At 50.6% G+C, this 17713-nt stretch carries 15 protein-coding genes; 8 read left to right on the forward strand and 7 right to left on the reverse strand.

Annotated elements, in window-relative coordinates:
- Positions 1-776: 776 nt before the first annotated feature.
- Both BDT_RS17205 and BDT_RS17210 read right to left on the reverse strand, forming a co-directional pair.
- Entirely contained in the window at positions 777-1358 is a 582-nt protein-coding gene (locus tag BDT_RS17205) for an FxsA family protein (RefSeq protein WP_015092515.1), read from the reverse strand.
- Positions 1359-1374: 16 nt separating this feature from the next.
- The gene (locus tag BDT_RS17210) at positions 1375-2142 is read right to left on the reverse strand and encodes an exodeoxyribonuclease III (protein WP_041578029.1); all 768 of its coding nucleotides are present in this window, start codon (positions 2140-2142) and stop codon (positions 1375-1377) included.
- 60 nt (positions 2143-2202) lie between these two features.
- Here BDT_RS17210 and BDT_RS17215 point away from each other — a divergent pair, with 60 nt between their 5' ends.
- On the forward strand, positions 2203-2730 hold the full coding sequence (locus BDT_RS17215; RefSeq protein WP_041578031.1) for a peroxiredoxin: 528 nt from the start codon (positions 2203-2205) through the stop codon (positions 2728-2730).
- A gap of 2 nt (positions 2731-2732) precedes the next feature.
- Positions 2733-3896: a hypothetical protein gene (locus BDT_RS17220; protein ID WP_015092518.1), complete on the forward strand. Its 1164-nt coding sequence runs from the start codon at positions 2733-2735 to the stop codon at positions 3894-3896.
- Here BDT_RS17220 and BDT_RS17225 read toward each other — a convergent pair.
- Both BDT_RS17225 and BDT_RS17230 read right to left on the reverse strand, forming a co-directional pair.
- Positions 3893-4582, reverse strand: a complete 690-nt coding sequence (locus tag BDT_RS17225) for a response regulator (protein WP_015092519.1) — start codon at positions 4580-4582, stop codon at positions 3893-3895. The genes BDT_RS17220 and BDT_RS17225 overlap by 4 nt on opposite strands.
- A 1-nt stretch (position 4583) precedes the next feature.
- Positions 4584-7100, reverse strand: a complete 2517-nt coding sequence (locus BDT_RS17230; protein WP_015092520.1) for a response regulator — start codon at positions 7098-7100, stop codon at positions 4584-4586.
- Positions 7101-7235: 135 nt separating this feature from the next.
- Here BDT_RS17230 and BDT_RS17235 point away from each other — a divergent pair, with 135 nt between their 5' ends.
- Positions 7236-7772, forward strand: coding sequence for a putative glycolipid-binding domain-containing protein (locus tag BDT_RS17235; protein WP_041578404.1), 537 nt, complete (start codon positions 7236-7238; stop codon positions 7770-7772).
- 22 nt (positions 7773-7794) lie between these two features.
- Here BDT_RS17235 and BDT_RS17240 read toward each other — a convergent pair whose 3' ends face one another.
- Positions 7795-8421: a hypothetical protein gene (locus BDT_RS17240; RefSeq protein ID WP_041578033.1), complete on the reverse strand. Its 627-nt coding sequence runs from the start codon at positions 8419-8421 to the stop codon at positions 7795-7797.
- Positions 8422-8545: 124 nt separating this feature from the next.
- Between BDT_RS17240 and BDT_RS17245 the strand changes: the two genes are divergently transcribed.
- The gene (locus tag BDT_RS17245) at positions 8546-10402 is read left to right on the forward strand and encodes a protein adenylyltransferase SelO family protein (RefSeq protein ID WP_051026333.1); all 1857 of its coding nucleotides are present in this window, start codon (positions 8546-8548) and stop codon (positions 10400-10402) included.
- Between the two features lie 30 nt (positions 10403-10432).
- On the opposite strand, the gene BDT_RS17250 is transcribed toward BDT_RS17245, so the two are convergent.
- Together BDT_RS17250 and BDT_RS17255 are read right to left on the reverse strand one after the other, a co-directional pair.
- Complete coding sequence (locus BDT_RS17250) at positions 10433-11077, reverse strand: alpha/beta hydrolase (protein WP_015092524.1); 645 nt, start codon at positions 11075-11077, stop codon at positions 10433-10435.
- On the reverse strand, positions 11074-12594 hold the full coding sequence (locus tag BDT_RS17255; protein WP_015092525.1) for a S41 family peptidase: 1521 nt from the start codon (positions 12592-12594) through the stop codon (positions 11074-11076). Before BDT_RS17255 ends, BDT_RS17250 begins: the two co-directional genes overlap by 4 nt.
- Positions 12595-12806: 212 nt before the next feature.
- Here BDT_RS17255 and rfaD point away from each other — a divergent pair, with 212 nt between their 5' ends.
- From rfaD to BDT_RS17275, 4 genes are all read left to right on the forward strand, one after another.
- A complete protein-coding gene (rfaD, locus tag BDT_RS17260) occupies positions 12807-13775 on the forward strand; it encodes an ADP-glyceromanno-heptose 6-epimerase (protein WP_015092526.1) in 969 nt (322 codons plus the stop codon).
- A gap of 11 nt (positions 13776-13786) precedes the next feature.
- Positions 13787-15529 carry an aromatic amino acid hydroxylase gene (locus tag BDT_RS17265; protein WP_015092527.1) on the forward strand — a complete coding sequence of 581 codons (1743 nt, stop codon included), beginning with the start codon at positions 13787-13789 and terminating at the stop codon, positions 15527-15529.
- Between the two features lies 1 nt (position 15530).
- Entirely contained in the window at positions 15531-16316 is a 786-nt protein-coding gene (locus tag BDT_RS17270; protein ID WP_015092528.1) for an RNA methyltransferase, read from the forward strand.
- A gap of 73 nt (positions 16317-16389) precedes the next feature.
- Positions 16390-17706, forward strand: a complete 1317-nt coding sequence (locus tag BDT_RS17275) for an alkaline phosphatase D family protein (RefSeq protein WP_235046183.1) — start codon at positions 16390-16392, stop codon at positions 17704-17706.
- The last annotated feature ends 7 nt before the right edge of the window (positions 17707-17713 follow it).

The raw sequence follows: 17713 nt of genomic DNA on the forward strand, positions 1-17713 counted from the left end.
GGCTAAAGCCGACCCCGCCGCTTCGAACACATCCTCGCTCTACACTATCAACGCTGGCTTCCGCCGGCGTTTTTTGTTTTCGCTGCGGAACTTGCGGCGGATTCGTCTTTATCCTCCCTCTGCCACAACGACAGCTTGGTAGGACAATCAGATCATTTTAGGTTGGAGCGAAATTGCGCAGGAGCGCGATGAGACTGCTTCGGGCGGTGAGTTTTGTGGTCTGTGAAATGCAAAAAGCGAAATGAGCTTCCTCATTTCGCTTTTTATGGAATTTGAACCTCTTCGCTTTCCGAGGAGGTTCGAATGCCGAACAAAACTTCGCAAGTTACTGTTCGTCGTTTTTTGAGAAGCTTTAAACGGATCCTAAGGCTAGTTTTGCTGGTTCTTGAGGTCCTTAAGAAGCTGCTCGATCTTTTTCAATAGGCTGCTGAGGGTCCTTTGAGCTTCGCTCAACGTGTACACAACCCAAGGTAGGGTGAAAACCTGGAGAGGTTCTCGTTCATGGAGAAAGAGGCCCTTCAAAGGCCTCTGAATTGGGGAAGCTCGCCTATTTGTGCGCCAAACACAGATGTCATTGCTATTGAATTAACTATCGGGGCAAAGAGGGCAAGATAGATTCGAGGTTCGAAGGAGCTTGGGAGGGGGCCTTAGGCCTCTGACGCAAGTTCCGCAAGCGAACCAAAAACCCCGTGCGGTAGCCAGCTGAAAACCCCCAAGAGCGAGGACTGTCCGAAGCGGCAGAGACCTAAGGCCCCCTTCCAAGCTCCGGCGCAAAACTAAGAGTCTTTCTTGCTCTCTTTGTCTTCGTGAGTGATTTCAAGAGGGGTGACATCAAGCACTTCTGCTTGGATTTCTCGTTCTTCGCGGACTTCTTCAAAGCCGCCGCCTTGATTTCTGAATTCGTAGTAGCGGAAGCCGTTGTTGGCGTTGCCGTTACCCATGCCGCCCATTCCTGCACCGAAGCCGAAAGGTCCGCCGCCGAAATTAAAGACTCGGGCTGAGCCTTGGGACATTTTTTTGGCCATGTAGGATTTGAATCTCCAAACCGCCAGGTGGCGCAGGCCTGGAATGAATAGAATGATGGCGACCACTCGGGCGAAGAAGCTTGGGATCAGGAACAACAAGCCTGATAGGAACAAGGCGCCAGAATGCAGGATCTTATTACCAGGTTGCTGCCCGCGCATCATCGAGGTTTGCAGGCTCATCAAAGCCACGCGGCCTACGGTGGTCATGATCAAAAAGCCCAGCAGGCATGGCAGCAGATACAGGCCCAGTGTGTTCAGGAAACCCCACTCTTGCGCGGCCAGGATAAAGATCACCAGCTCTGCAATAATGAATGGAAATGGAATCATGATCATTTATGGACCCCTTTTTCTAGATATCCAAAGTGGCTACGACCGGGCAGTGGTCCGAGCCTTCAACTTGGTCGAGAATATCTGCTGAAGCCAGGTATTTCTCAAGGCCTTTTGAGATACAGATATAGTCAATTCTCCAGCCGCGGTTTGAAATGCGCGCCATTTGGCGATAATCCCACCAGGAGTAACGCTTTGCTTCGGACGGCTTGAAATAACGGAAGGTGTCGATGAAACCAAGGTCCACAAATGAATCAAACCAAGCACGCTCTTCCGGGAAGAAACCGCTGACTTTGGACAGACGGACAGGATCATGGACGTCAATGGCCTCGTGAGCCACGTTATAGTCCCCGACAACAACGATCTGGCGACCGGTCGCAAGTTTTTCTTTCAGATGCACATTCAGATCTTTCAAAAACTGCTGTTTGAAATTGTGACGAACATCTCCAGATCCCCCATTCGGGAAATAGATGTTGTACAGATCAAAAGGGCCGTGATCAGAGACGATGATTCGGCCTTCTGACTGGTATTCAGAAATGCCCCAGCCGTATTCCACGCTTTTGGGTTCTTCATTCACAAAAGTCGCAACGCCTGAATAACCTTTCTTAACAGCCGAGGACCAGTATGAATGCATCCACGTCAGTTTCTTCAGTTCGTTTTCAACCTGATCAATGTGAGCTTTTGTCTCCTGAATACAGAAAATATCCGGCTTTTCTGTGTTCACAAAATCAAGAAGACCTTTCTTGTGACAAGCCCTAATTCCATTCACATTCCAAGAGATGATTTTCACAGTTTCTCCTTGAGTTTCCACACCATCAAAGGCATCAATTAATAGCAAGGAGACACATCTATGCCAATGATTAATCAACCCGCTCCGCACTTTGCAGCTCAGGCTGTATTTGATGGCGGTGAAGTTAAAGATATTTCACTGAACGATTTCAAAGGTAAATGGGTGATCCTGTTCTTCTATCCTCTGGATTTCACTTTCGTATGCCCGACTGAACTGACTCAGTTCCGCGAGCACCTGAAAGAGTTCCAGAATGCCGGCGCCACTGTTATTGGCTGCAGTGTGGATTCCGTTCATTCTCACAAACGCTGGTTGCGTGATGATCTGGGCAACCTGGGTTATCCGCTGATGGCCGATCTGACTAAACGTATTTCTCGTGATTACGGCGTGCTGTTTGAAGATCGTGGTATCGCGACCCGCGGTACTTTCATCATCGATCCTGATCAAAAAATCCAGTACATGGGCATCCACAATACATCTGTGGGTCGTGACGCCAAAGAAATCCTGCGCGTGCTTCAGGGCTGCCAGACTGGCGAGCTTTGCCAGGCCGGCTGGAAAGCGGGCGATGAACACATCACCCCGTTGAAATAACCATGAATTTGAAGGCTGACTATATCCAGCAGCTTCGTTCTTCTTACAAGGGGCTTGAAAAAGAGCCCCTTGAGGACTTTGTTTCCGAAAATCTGATTTCTCCGTTCGCCGTGACCCTGTCCCCGAACGTGATTCAGAAGGCGCAAAAGATTATCTCTGCTTTGTACAACATGCGCCAGCAACCGTCGTATCTTGCCCACTATCAGAATCTGATTGCCGAAAAAGGCCTGAAAGACCCGGGCAACAAATCCATCATGATGAGCTATGATTTTCACCTGGACGAGCATCAGAACCTGAAGCTCATCGAAGTGAACACCAACGCCGCGTTCCTGATTCTGGGTTATGAAATGTACCGCATGAAGGGTCATTCCCTGGCGGTTCCTGATTTCAATCCTGAAGAAATCCGCCGTTCTATTGAAACTGAGATGGCACTTCAGGGCAAGAAGACCGGACCAGGCTTTAAAGTGGCGATCACCGACGATGCACCATCTCAGCAAAGACTGTATGTCGAGTTCCTGGCTTACAATGAACTGTTCAAATCCTTCGGCTGGGATTCCCGCATTGTCGATTATCGCGAGCTTTACAAGGACTTCCATCCGGACTTTATCTACAACCGTCACACAGACTTTTTCCTGACCGAACCTTCCAGTTCTATTTTGCGTGAAAAGTTCCTGAATCGTGATGTGTGTCTGTCACCAAATCCATTTGAATATCTGATGCTGGCCGACAAGCAGCGTCTGATTGACTGGGGCACCCCGGGCTTCCTTGAAGGTCAGGGTCTTGCTGGTGAAGATCTGAATCTGGTTCGCACGGCGGTGCCGGAATCCTTCGATATCAGCACCAACCGCGCTGATGAAATCTGGGCCAGCCGCAAAAAGTACTTCTTTAAACCGAAGAACGCCTTCGGCTCCAAGCAGTCCTATCGTGGCGGCACTATCAGTCGCAGCACCTATGAGAAAATCGTGGGTCAGGATATGATTGCGCAAGAATACATGCCGGCTCCAGAGCAGACCTTTGAAACGCCCGAAGGTCCACAAACCTTCAAGTATGATCTGCGCTGTTATGCTTATCAGGGCCGTATGCAGCTGGTTCTGGCAAGAATCTATCAGGGACAGGTCACAAACCTGCGCACCCCTTACGGTGGCTTTGCCACGGTGAAATTCTAGAACGTCTTTTTAGAGCGAATCCACAGACGCAGCGGCGTCAGTTCTTTTTCCGTCAAACCGACAAAATGCACCTGGATCTTGAAAAAGGTCTCAGTCGCGGTCTTGGTTTCTTCGCAGGCGGTAATTCGCAACGGCACCTTGCTGATGCCAATATCTTCGTAAAGACTGCTGGATATTCGGGTCACCATTCCCAAAGGCATCGGGATGTTGGACTTGATGGTCATACCAAGCTCGGACACGGCCATGATTTCCGTCTTGGTTTCCCATTCGGCCTTCGCGTGCACCGGGGCCTCGACAAAGTGAGCCGTGTCCTTTTCACTTTTCGCCAGCAGGTTTTGAATCTTGGCCGAAAGCAATTCCGGATCCACGGGCTTCACCACATAGTCGTTGGCGCCGGATTCGATGCCTCGTTCGATATCGGCTTTTTCCCGCTTCCCGGTCAGCAGAATCACTGGCAATTGTGCCAGTTGGGGATTGCTGCGCACGGTGCGGATCAGTGCATAGCCGGTCGCTCCGCCGGGCATGATTGCATCGGTGATCATCAGGTCGAAATGTTCATTGGTCAGCTTGTCCAAAGCATCAATGGAATTCATGCAGGACGTGACCAGGTGATTGTCCTTGATCAACAGGGCCTCTAAAGTCAGTAACACACTTTTTTGATCATCCACGATCAGTATTTTAGCCATCTTATGCCGCCCTCACTCTGGAGGAGTATGTCTTTAACTCCGAAAGACTTTCAAAAAACTTGCGTTCGGTTTGTTTCAGCAAAAACTCTGCTTCGGTAAAGTCCTGCAGATCTTCCAGCTTCTGACAAAGCTCGGACACCTGCTTGGCTCCCAAAGTCGCCGCGCTGGATTTCAGGGCGTGCGCGGATTCAGAAACCTTTTCCAGATTTCTGCTTTCAATGCCCTCGCGGATTTCGTGCAACAACACGGGGCCTGACTGCTCCAGATCCTCGATCAGCACTTCCGTCAGACTGCGGTCGTGTGAAATCAGATCCTTCAGACTTTCCAAAGCTTTCAGATCCAGATTTTTCTCGGACGGTTTCAACCAGCGGTGCAAGGTCTCGATCAGTTTATGAAGCTCCAGAGGCTTCGTCAAAAAGTCGTCCATGCCTGCTTCATAGCAGCTCTTTCGTTCACCACTGGTGCCCTCGGCAGTGAGCGCCACCACCGGGGTTTTGCGGCCCAGGGTGTTTTCCAACAGGCGAAGCTGTTTTGTCGCTTCATAGCCATTCATCACTGGCATCTGGCAGTCCATAAAGATCAAGTCATAGGATTTACTGCGGGCCTTTTCCAAAGCGATCTGACCATTGCCAGCGATTTCAACTTTCAATCCCAGTTTGGTCAGATAACTTTCGGCCACCCGCTGATTGACGATCTGATCTTCAGCGACCAGCACATGGCCTGAGAAAATCTTGGCAAAACGAACCTCTGAACTTTGCGGCTGCACTTCGCCCGCACATTCTTCAAGGTTCACCATAAACCAGAAGTTCGATCCCACACCCGGCACACTTTCAACACCGATATCGCCACCCATCAAATCCACAAGCTGCTTACAGATGGAAAGGCCCAGACCGGTACCGCCAAATTTCATTCCGGCCTTGGCCTGGAAGTACTTTTGGAACAACGAGCGCTTTTCATGCTCTTGCAGTCCCTGTCCGGTGTCTTTCACTTCAAACAACAAAGCGGTCTTTCCGTCGTTGTCGCCACGGCTGGAAACTTCCAGACGCACGAAGCCTTTTTCCGTGAACTTCACTGCATTCCCCATCAGATTCACCAGAATCTGGCGCAGGCGTCCGGCATCGGCGCGGTAATGCCACAGGTTCTTGCCATCAAAGCGGCACTCAAGGCCGATGTTTTTTTCAGCCACCGTGGGCTTGAACATTTCCATCACGTCTTCAACCAAGAACTGCAAATCCAAAGGCTGCGGATCCAGACGGATCTTGCCCGCTTCGATTTTTGAATGATCCAAAAGATCATTGATCAGCATCAACAGGGATTCTGCCGAGCGTTTGATATTTCCGACATAATCGGTTTGCTCCGGATTCAGATGCGTGTCCGCCAAAAGAGTCGTCATCCCGATCACACCATTCATGGGCGTACGGATTTCATGGCTCATCGCCGCCAGGAAGTCCGATTTTTTCTGAGACGCTTCCAAAGCCGCTTCACGGGCGCGGATCCATTCCTGCTCAACCATCTTGCGACGGCTGATATCCTTAAACACAATCAAGGCGCCAGAGATACCGCCGTCGATGTCGTTCAATGGACGGCTGGAAAGGGAAATATAGATCCCCTCGGGATGTTCAGTGTTTTGAACAAATATTTCCAGATCATCCACACGGTCCCCGCTAAGCGCACGATACAGCGGCAGCTCTTTGCGTGTGAATGGACGACCTTCTGCCTGACTAAAGAATCCCAACTGTTCCACACTGGAATCGGTCGAAATCTCCTTGATCTTGGATCCGATGATTCTTTGCGCGGCCGCATTATAGTGGGTGAACCAGCCATTCTGATCCACGACGATCAGGGCCTCACTCATACTGTTCAGGATGGTGTCCAGCAAAATGGATTTCCCCTGAAGCAAGTCCACAGCCTTGCGGGTTTCGTGCTGTTCTTTTCTTTGCAGAACACGGCTGACAATGATCAACGTAATCGCCGCACACAACCCCACCAGGAAGTTCTGGCCTTCTTTGGTGGGTTTGAATTTGATCGCGGGCGCAGATGCCGCCTGCATTTCAACCATCTGATGACGAATCTGATAGCGGGTCTTATCCAAGGACTCTTCGGTCTGGGCCGGACGACGCTGTGGATTCATCACTTGGGTGTTGGCTGTTTCAATGTGCGCACGGATCAGGTGTCCCAGCTTCACCGCCATGGCGTGCTCCCGGGGCTTGTTGCGCACCAGTTGCGACATTCTTGCCAGCTGCCCGTTTAACGAGGTGATTTCGCTGTTATAGGACTGCAGATCGGCGGACTGACGGGACGCCAGGAATCGGTCCTGCGCCGCTTCGGCACGCACCAGAATCTGCTCTGTTGTGCGAAGCACTTCGGTCATTTCATTGGAAGGTCTTTCGGAGTACTGGCTCAGCTTTAAAAGCTCCGGACGCTGGAATGTGAGGAACCCCAGCCCGATTAATCCAATCAGACCGAATTCGACTCCAAAGCGTGTCAGCAGATTTTTAAGGAACGATGCTGAGCCCATATGTACTTATCGGCTTTTGGATCTCAGCATGAAGCAGAAATCCGAGCTGTCGAAACCTTTGGCAGTTTCACCAACATTTTCCCGGACCAAGAAAATCTCTCTGTGTTATCCTGTGAACCGTACGAGGTGGTGGGTATGCAAGTGCAGGACGTTGTATGGGAATCCCTCAAAGGGGTCGGATTCGAGCATCTGGTGCTTAAAACAGCCGGAGAAAACATCTTCGCGGATTCCCTATTGGTCTATCCCGATTCTTCAGGAAAACTTCAGCGCATCAAATACAGCATCACCATGGATGATTCCTACAGCGTTCAGAATTTTCACGTGCAGTCCCTGACCCATCCCAATCAGAAAGTCGGAGTTTCCGACCTGGTGGATTCCCTGTTTGTGGATATTTTCCCGTCGCCATTCACCAACACCCTGCCAATTCAGTGGATGCGCTCGCAGTTTCTGCAAGTGTACGAAATCGAAGTGACCTGGGTCGATGCTTTGCAGTTTAAAACCAAAAAAGCCAGCCAGCGCTATACGGAGCTGAAAAACACGCCCGAACAAAGTGTTTACCGCTTTGAATCCATCGACGCCAAAACAAAAGAGGTCCACTTCAGCGCGGACCTCACGGTGGACAAAGACTGTCTGGTGCTGGAATACCCCGGCTATTTCCGTCGCCGACTGTAATCCCCACACCAAAGCCCAGTGACTATTTCAAATTCGGAACCGAGTCATAGCGAACGGACAGATATTGGGTCACGTTGCCTTCGGTTTTAATCAGCATCAGTTCATACTCGGTGTGAGTCTTCTGATAGATCTTATACTGTGCCCCGCTGCTTTTGATCCAGCCTTCCAGGCTTTCACCCCCACGCAGACCCGCGGTTTTCAAATTCCAGAATGAAAAACGCTGGGCATCCGTCAGCAACTGGAACTGCCACAAGCTTTGCCCCACGCGGCTTTCCTTGTGGGTGTCGATCAATGTGGGCGCCATCAATGAAAACCTCTGGCTAAGGTCCTGAGCCGTGCTGCCACAAAGGACTTTAGCAGGCGTCGCGGGAGCCTTCATAAAGGACTGATACCCATGCATGCGCAGATTTTCCGCGTCAGCCTTGCCTTCCACATAATATTCCACATCCCGGGCCACCAAAACCGTCTCTGGCAGGTGTTTCAGGGAACCCACGAACTCGCTGCGGATCTCGGTCAGGAAGTCAGGACGGTTCTCGCAAGGTTGCGAAGTTGAAAACTGCGGGCGCAGCAGCTTTCCGGGCGGATCGCGCTTGAGGGCAAACGAGGTTGTTGAGATCAACACTAGAAGTAAAAAGCCAGATGTCTTCATGAAGTCCCCTTATTATGTCCAGTCTAGTATTCGGAAGAACTTTTTTAGGGCTTAATATTAAAGTGCAGGCCTGGCTTGCCGATATGAAGAGTGTCTCATTTTTCTACAAGGAGTGTGGAATCTCATGACGATGAAACATAGCGGCGCGAGAAAGTTACAACAAGTGACGAACTTTTATTCGTCCTTTGATCAGCTCAACGGCGTGCATCCTTGGATGGAAGCAGTAAAAGACGGCTTTGTATCTTATAAAGTGCGTGAACTGCAAACTGGCAAAGTCGCCTACTTCAATTTCATTCTCGCGAAAGAAATGGGACTGATCCCTTCCGACCATCCTCATCAAATGACGGATGATCTTCAGGAAAAACTGATTCAGACTTTCTCTCTGCAAATCATCAATGAATATGACGAAATCACTCATCGTCGCATTGATCCTGAAACCATCCGACCTCATGAATACATGGCCACCCGCTATCTGCAACTGCAACACTCCAACAAACAGGGTAAAACCTCGGGCGATGGTCGCGGCATCTGGAATGGAACCGTCTATCATCGTGGCACGACTTGGGATGTTTCAAGTCGCGGCACGGGTGTGACTTGCCTGGCTCCAGGAGCGGTAGCCGCTCAAAAGCCGCTAAAAACCGGAGGCACTGAATTCGGCTATGGCTGCGGCCTGGCTGAAATCGATGAACTGCTGGGAGCTTCGATCCTGGCGGAAGTGATGCACCTTCAAGGTGTGCGCACCGAGCGCATGTTGTGTGTGATTGATCTGGGTAAAGGTTACGGCATTGGCGTGCGCGCGGCCCAGAACCTGATCCGCCCGGCCCACCTGTTCCTTTATCTGAAACAAGAACGCCTGGATAATCTGAAATCTGCCACGGACTATCTGATCGACCGTCAGGTGATGAACAAAGCCTGGGACATCAAATCCAAAGGCAACGCGAAGTACGATGAAATGCTGCATGAAGTGTCCAAGGCTTTCGGTGAATTCACCGCCCTGCTGGATACGGACTATATCTTTGCCTGGCTTGACTGGGACGGCGACAACGTACTGGCCGACGCCGGCATTATCGACTATGGCAGCGTTCGTCAGTTCGGTATCCGCCATGACAAATACCGCTATGATGACGTGGAAAGATTCTCGACCAATCTGAACGAGCAAAAACAAAAAGCCCGTCTGATTGTGCAGGTCTTCGCGCAAATGGTGGACTACCTTAAAACCAAAAAGAAAAAGCCCCTTCGTGATTTTGCCCACCACTCGGCGGTGCAAAACTTCAACAAGGTTTTCGACAGCAAACGCGCGGAACGACTTCTTTATCGCATGGGCTTTAACGAAACTCAGCGCAGCCACATTCTGGCCAAAGACGGTCTGTTTGCCCGCTTTGACAAAGAATATTCCTTCTTTGAAAGATGCAAAGTCAGCGGCAACACCGAAAAAGTCGCCGATGGCGTGAATCACCCGGCACTTTACAATATGCGCACCTTGATGAAGGACTATCCAAAGTTCCTTCAGGAAAGCCCGCTGCCATTTGAAAAACGCTGGATGACTGAAAACAGCTTCTTTAAGACCGTGCTTTCCGGTTTTGCCAAAACCCGCGACGCCCGCATGGGCGAAAAACAGCGCCGTCATATTGAAAACTTCCAGTCCATTTACCGTGAACTGGTGCAGACGGCAGCAGGCAAAAACAAGCCTGAGCATATTCTGAAAGGCATTTCAGACCGCGCCGAAAAGCTAAATTCTGAAAAACGTATCACCGGCAACGCCCTGATCGAGATGGTTGAAGAAATCATCACCGAAAAGAAAAAAGGCCTTAGCATGGAGCAGATTCAGAAGATCATCGACAAGCTGGTCTTTGAACAAAACGGCATGCCGGAAATTCCAACCGGCCGTTTCTATCGGGAGCTGCAACAGACCCCGGCGGTCAAAATGGATCTTTACGCCCGACTGCTCAGTCTGGTGGAAGAACACAAGGAATCCATCTAAAACAAAAAGGCACCCGACCGGGTGCCTTTTTTAATTCTTTCTTAAGTCAGAAAGCTGGTCACGAACCCAGCGTCTAATAATGGGATACTCTTCGTCTTTCAGAGAGTGGTCTTTGTCCATCTCGACCCATTCCACTTTCAAACCGGCATCTTTCAGTTTATCGACGCCATACTTTGTCTCTTCCAGAGGCAAAATATCATCCTGATGACCGTGCGTGAAAAGCCACGGGGTTTTCTTCGCATCCAACGAAAGGTTGTTTCTCCAGCGGGGATAGAAATTAAAATAGCCGCTGATTCCGACCACACCAGCCAGCTTCTTGGGATAATTCAAACCCACATCCGCACTGATCAAACAGCCCTGGGAAAAACCAAACAGGAAGATCTTTTTGCTGTCCCAGCCCTGATTTTCCAGATCATTCAAAAGATCAAAAAGTTTTTCGCGGATCTTCATCACGCCATTGGCCTGATACGGAGGCTCCCCGTACCACGTGTAACCATCCAGAAACTTGCGGGGCGCGTTCAGCAGCAAATAGTTCATTTCCGGCAGATTCATTTCCTCATCAAAGGAAAAGAACGGCTTGATACTGTCACCACGACCGTGCAGAACGATCATCAGATATTCAGATTTTCTTTTTGCCGGAATAAACTTGTTCTTAAAAAGTGTCGTCGTAATCATAGCCCCGCCCTCGCCACAGCCTTTGTACAGAAAAGAACCTGACGAGCTTTTGTCAGTTGTAAATCATCAGAGGAAACACCGTCTTCCAGATCCAGACATTCGCTGCTGGACATGGATTGCGCCATCGCACGCACCTGACGTTCCGGCGCACGCAGAGGATTGATGAACTGCTCTGCCTCGCGCACGACAGAGATCTCTTCAAAGTTCACCGCCACGTCAGGCTCAAGCCCCTTCATCTGAGGGGAACGACCGGATGGCAGGTAATAGAAACCTTTTGTTTCAAACAAAGCGATTTTCTTGTTCTGGGACCAGTATTCGCCCTCTTGGAAAGAACCTTTTCCGAAAGTTCTTTCGCCCACCAGCACCGCGCGGTTCAGGTCACGCAAAGCCCCCGCAACGATTTCAGAAGCACTGGCAGAGGCCGCATTCACCAAAACAGCCATTGGCATGTCAAAGTGCTTTTCCTCACCACCATAGAAAACTTCCGCTTTCTTGCTTGGATCCAGGTAACGAACTTCAAAGATTTTATTTTCCGGACCGACAAACAGACTGGCGATACAAGCGGCTTCTTCCATCTGACCACCTGGGTTGTCACGCAGATCCAGCAACAAGCCACGCACGTGGGAACGCTTTACGATCTCAAGCGACTCTTTGACCTTTTCACAGGCACCACGGGCAAACTTGTTAATACCAATCACCGCGATCGGCTTGATGCCTTCAATCACTCGCGTGGAAACGGTCGCCACAGTGATTTCCTGACGGCGCAGACGGAACTTCATAGTTTCGCCGTTACGCTCGACACGGATGCGAACCACATCGCCAACTTCGCCTTTTAACAATTCAGAAACGCGCGGCTGCATCAGGCCTTTGACTGAAGTGCCGTTGATAGAAATCAGCACGTCCCCTTTTTGAATGCCAGAAAGCTTCGCCGGGCTGCCTTCAGTCAACTTGCGCACAACGTACTGACCTTTGTGGCTGCCCAGGGTGATTCCCAAAGTCACCGAACGACTGTCGGCTCTGGAGATCACTTCCTGGAACTGATTTACCGGCATGAAATACGTGTGTGGATCGCGGAAGACCGAGATAAATCCGTTCAACCCCAGGCCCACCATCATGGAACTTTGTTTGGGTTGGATGTAGTCGGATTTCAGTTCTTGCCATGCTTTCAGGAAAGAGATCTGGGTGGCTTTGGCCGTGTGTGAACTGAAATATTCTTTCCAAGGCTCCAGCTGTTTTTTCTCAGAACTCATGTCGGCAGACAGAGCTTCATGAACGGGAACCAGCTCACCTTGCAGGCTCAGGCTCAAGTTATAGCGATTGGCGACAGTCAAAATCGCATTGGCACACGCCAGGAAATAGCGCTCGGAACTGCCACAGGTCTGATCCTGTAACAGGTCTTCCAAAGCCGCCGGACCCAAGCCCGTCTCGGCCCAATAGTCTTCACCAGACTTCACCTTGCTGACGTCTTTACCCGAAAGACGCACAAGATACAGGCTGGCCCCCAAGACCAAAACCATTAATGAGATTATGAAAAAACGTGGTGAACTGAGCACTTCGGCCCTCCCGACCCGCTCCTAGAGAGCAACCACCGTGCCCGCCCAGATCGAATTAACAGGCTCTAGGTGCCGATTTTCACCCCGGTTTGGGAAGAAATTTCCTGTTCGCACAGGCCCTGAACAACGCCCCCGGCCTTGAGCTTTCCCATCCCATGTAATACCTTAAAATCACTATGATTATTGTAACAGGCGCAAACGGATTTATTGGCAGTGTGATGGTGTGGGAACTGAATCAAAAAGGTCTTACCGACATCATCGCGGTGGACTCAGTAGGTCTTTCCGAACGCAATCTTCTTCGCAAACAAAAAATCACCAAGTTCCTTTTGAAAGATGACTTGTGGCCGTTCCTTGAAACCGAAGAAGCCAAGAAACAAGTCACGTGGATCATCCACATGGGCGCCTGCTCTTCCACCACGGAAACAAACAAAGAGTTCCTGTGGGAGAACAACACTTACTACACACAAAGAATCTTTGAATGGTGCGCAGAACACGGCAAGTCCATGATTTATGCCTCCAGTGCCGCAACTTACGGCGCCGGAGAACTGGGCTTTGACGACACGACTGATCCTGAAAAACTGCGCCCATTGAATCTGTACGGCGAATCAAAAGTTCTGTTTGATCGCTGGGCGGTGAAACAGACGAAAACGCCTCCACACTGGTACGGCCTTAAGTTCTTTAACGTCTTTGGCCCGAATGAATACCACAAGGGCGCGATGTCCAGCGTGGCGTTCAAAGCTTACAATCAAATCAAAGACACCGGCGCTTTGGGATTGTTTAAATCCGCAGACCCGAACTACAAAGACGGCGAATTCATGCGGGACTTCGTTTACGTCAAGGACGTCACCGGCTGGATGGCCGAGCTGATGGAGAAAAAACCAAAGAATGGCGTTTACAACATGGGCTTCGGAAAACCGCGCACCTGGCTGGATCTGGCCGGTGGTGTTTTCAAGGCCATGGGCACGGACATGAAAATCAACTGGCTTGAGATGCCTGAAAACATCCGCGGTCAGTATCAGTATTTCACCGAAGCTAAAACCGACAAGTGGCTGGCAGCGGGTATGAGCCCGGCAAAATGGCCTTTGGAAAAAGCCGTCGCTGATTACATTCAGAACTATCTGTCCAAAGACGACAAAGACCTTTAAGAAAGATCACGATGGAGACGGACTTTTTACCGCCGCACTTAAGAAAATACGTCGTAGAACAAAACTACGAAAAGTACACTCCGGTTGATCAGGCTGTGTGGCGCTATGTTTTGCGCCAGTTGAAAGCCTTTTTGTCCAAACACGCCCACGAGTGTTACGTCGAAGGCTTGAATAAAACCGGCATCGACATCGAACGCATTCCTCGCATCGAAGACGTCAGCAAAAGAATTCAGGAATTCGGCTGGCGCGCACTGCCGGTCAGCGGCTTTATTCCACCGGCGGCGTTCATGGAACTGCAGTCCCTGGGCGTATTGCCGATTGCCTCGGACATGCGCACCCTGGATCATTTGCTGTACACCCCGGCTCCGGACATTGTTCACGAGGCCGCGGGCCATGCGCCAATTCTGATTCACCCTGAATTTTCCGATTACCTGCGCCAGTATGCTCAGGTGGCGAAAAAAGCCATCATCAGCAAAGAAGATCTGGATCTTTACGAAGCCATCCGTGACCTTTCCGACATCAAAGAAAACCCCGCTTCCACACCTGAACAGGTGAAGGCAGCGGAAGTGCATCTGGACAAGGTCGGCAAAAGCATCAGCCATATCTCGGAAGCTTCCGAACTGTCCCGCATGAACTGGTGGACGGCTGAATACGGCTTGATTGGTGAAATCGACAATCCAAAGATCTTTGGTGCGGGTTTGCTTTCAAGTGTCGGCGAATCCAAGTGGTGCTTAAGCCAGAAGGTGAAAAAGATCCCTCTGACTATGGACTGCATTAAAACTTCCTATGACATCACTGAACCTCAGCCGCAATTGTTTGTGGCGAAGGATTTCAAAACTTTGGTGCGCGTTCTGGATGAAATGGCTGACCAGATGGCCTTCCGTATCGGCGGTCTTCAGGGTTTGCACAAGGCCATCGAAGCCCAGTCCGTGAATACGGCCGAGCTGAATTCAGGTCTGCAAATTTCCGGTCAGATCGTGGAAGCGATCACCGACAGCAACGGCGCCCTGGCTTATCTGCGTTTGCAGGGGCCTTCGCAGTTGTCCTATCAGGATCACGAACTTCCAGGACATGATCAGAAGTATCATGCCCATGGATTCGGAACTCCGGTGGGTTTCCTGAAAAGTCACCCAACCCAGTGTCCTTCAACATTCACTGCCGACCAGTGGTCTGCGCTAAATGTGATTGCGGGCAAAGAAACGCGTCTTGAATTTGTTTCTGGCGTCGTTGTGACCGGCAAGATTCAGTCCGTTCTTCAAAAAGACGGAAAGACCCTGGTGCTGGCTTTGACCGATGCCAAAGCAGAATTTAACGGCCGCGTGTTGTTTGCACCCGAATGGGGCACCTTTGACATGGCCGTGGGATCCACGGTTCCATCGGTGTTTGGCGGACCTGCCGACCGCGAGGCTTACGGCGAAACCACGGACTTTGTTGCCAAACGTGTTCCGGCACCGAAATATTCCAACGAAGAACTGCAAAGACAAAGCCTGTACGGTCAGGTTCGCAAAATCCGCGAAGACAAACTTCAAGGGACTGCTTTGACCGACTCTTTGGATAAAGTTCTGGCTGCTCACAAAACCCTGATGCCGACTGACTGGTTGTTGCTGATGGAAGCTTTGGAGCTTGTTTTGTCCCGTCACCCTGAATCGAAATTAAAAAAACAGATCGAAGACGATCTGGCGACTCTGTCCAAGAAGGATGAAAAAACCCACGGCCTTATTCAAGACGGCCTGGTATTGGCTGGAGCCCTGTAAAATGAAACGTCCTTTTGAGATTCGCATTGTTCTGGTTCGCACTATCTATGAAAGAAACATCGGCGCCACTTCGCGCGCGATGTCTAATATGGGGATTGAAAAGCTGATTCTGATTGATCCCAAGTGCGAGCTCACCTATGAAGCCCAGCAAGCGGCCGCCACCGGCCAAACCGGTCTGCAAAACCGCACGACTTATGCTTCGTGGGATGAATTCCTGAAACAAGAGCCAGAAAGTATCAAAGTGGCCTTCACTGCCCGCGATGGCAAAGGCCGTCAAGTGCGCGATGTCGATGAAGTTCTTAAAGACATCGCCGACAAAGCCCCGCAGTTCCAGGTTGAAAGCGACGTGCCTTATGTCGTTCACTTGGTGTTCGGCCCTGAAGACTGGGGCCTTGCCGGAGAAGACCTTGAGCACGCGAACTTCTGCGCCTGCATCCCGACATTCGGTGACAACTGGAGTTTGAATCTGGCACAAGCCACACTGCTTGGCATGTACAGTCTGCGCCGCACTTGGGGTGGACAGCGCACCAAACTGGATGGCGGAAAAATTCGCCGGGCCCCTCAAGGCATCGACGGCATTGATCCCGAGGCGACACTGAAAACGTGGCTGGAAGAAATGGGCTTTGATCTGACCCGCCAAAGAAAGATCAACGTCTTTACAGTTCTTCGCCGTATGCTTTTGCAGAACACTCCGACCAAAAAAGAACTGGTGATTTTGGAAACCGTTTTGCAGCAAAGCATTCGCAAGCTGCGTGAATGGAAAGAATTCCAGAACCGCGATCGTTAGTAACAAATCTGTCATCTCTGTTTTTTAAACAGCGCCCTTACCAAGCAGGAACTCTTACCGCGATGATAATGTGATGAGCACGTCACGCCGCGAGTTCCTGGGTAACGCCACCAAATCCATGCTGATATACACAAGTCTCCCCGCGGGGCTTGCTCTGGCTGGTAATGAATACCAGTCCGATCTTTACACCGGCAAAATTCCCATCTGCCAGAACATGACCAATGAAATCTCGGCGCAATTTACGATTCTGACCGAGGGAAAGAACCCTTACGCCTATCGCGTGAAAGATTCGCAGGGCCGGGATCTGCCTGTGCGCAAATGGGATGAAGAACACCGCAGCCACTCTGGATACGGAATCGACAAACTGATCACCGAAAAACTGCAGGCTGATCAATTGTACCGCCTGCAGGTGATCGACAAGGACCGCGGCACCGTTCTGGATGAGCGGATCTTTAAAAGTTTACCTTTAAACAGAAAACAGAATCTGCGCTTTGCAATGATCAGTTGTTCCTGCGACATCTATCACAGCCAGAACAGCAACATGTGGGACCGGATGTTTGCCGAACTGCCCGAGCTGGTGTTTGTGCTGGGGGATTCGGTGTACTGTGATCTGGGCAGTGACGGCACTGAAAAAGACCTGTGGCGGCGCCACTGCGAAACCCGCATGACCTTGGCGCACTTCCGACAACCACGACTGATTCCAACCCTGGCCACTTGGGATGATCATGACTATGGCCGAAACAATGAAAACCGCCACTACGCCATGAAGTATGTTTCCAAACGGATCTTTGAATGCTTTTTTGGTTCGACGCCCGTGGCGGGCTATCGCAAAGGTCACGGTGTGGGTGCGGTGCTGACCGGGTTTGGGCAAAGATTCTTTTTAATGGATGACCGGTTCTTCCGCGATGAACCCAAAACTGGCGGCATGATGTGGGGTTCAGATCAGCAGGAATGGCTGCTTCAGACTTTAGGTGAAAATGAAAAGCCCGCGTGGCTGATGAACGGCAGTCAGTATTTTTCTTCGTATATCGGCAACGATTCGTTTCAAAAAGAATACATGCGCAATCTTTCTGATCTGGCCGGAAAGCTCCTCCGGATGGAAGCCCCGGTCGTCTTTGCCTCGGGCGACGTGCACTTCAGTGAAGTTTTAAAAATTGAGCCTCAGCTGCTGGGGTATCGAACCTTTGAGTTCACCTCCAGCGCCATGCACAGTATTAATTATCCCACGGCCTGGTACATGCGAAACCCGCGAAGACTGACTCACACCTGGAAGCATAATTTTATGATCATGAAATCCGAAGCCATCAAAAATGGAATTTCAACAGACCTGTACTGCCTTGGACGAACCGGCAAACTGCTGATCAGTCACGCCGGCACCGTGCAAAGATAAAAGATCA

Origin of the sequence: Bdellovibrio bacteriovorus str. Tiberius (genome assembly GCF_000317895.1) — a bacterium.
In the GTDB taxonomy this organism is placed as follows: Bacteria; Bdellovibrionota; Bdellovibrionia; order Bdellovibrionales; family Bdellovibrionaceae; genus Bdellovibrio; species Bdellovibrio bacteriovorus_F.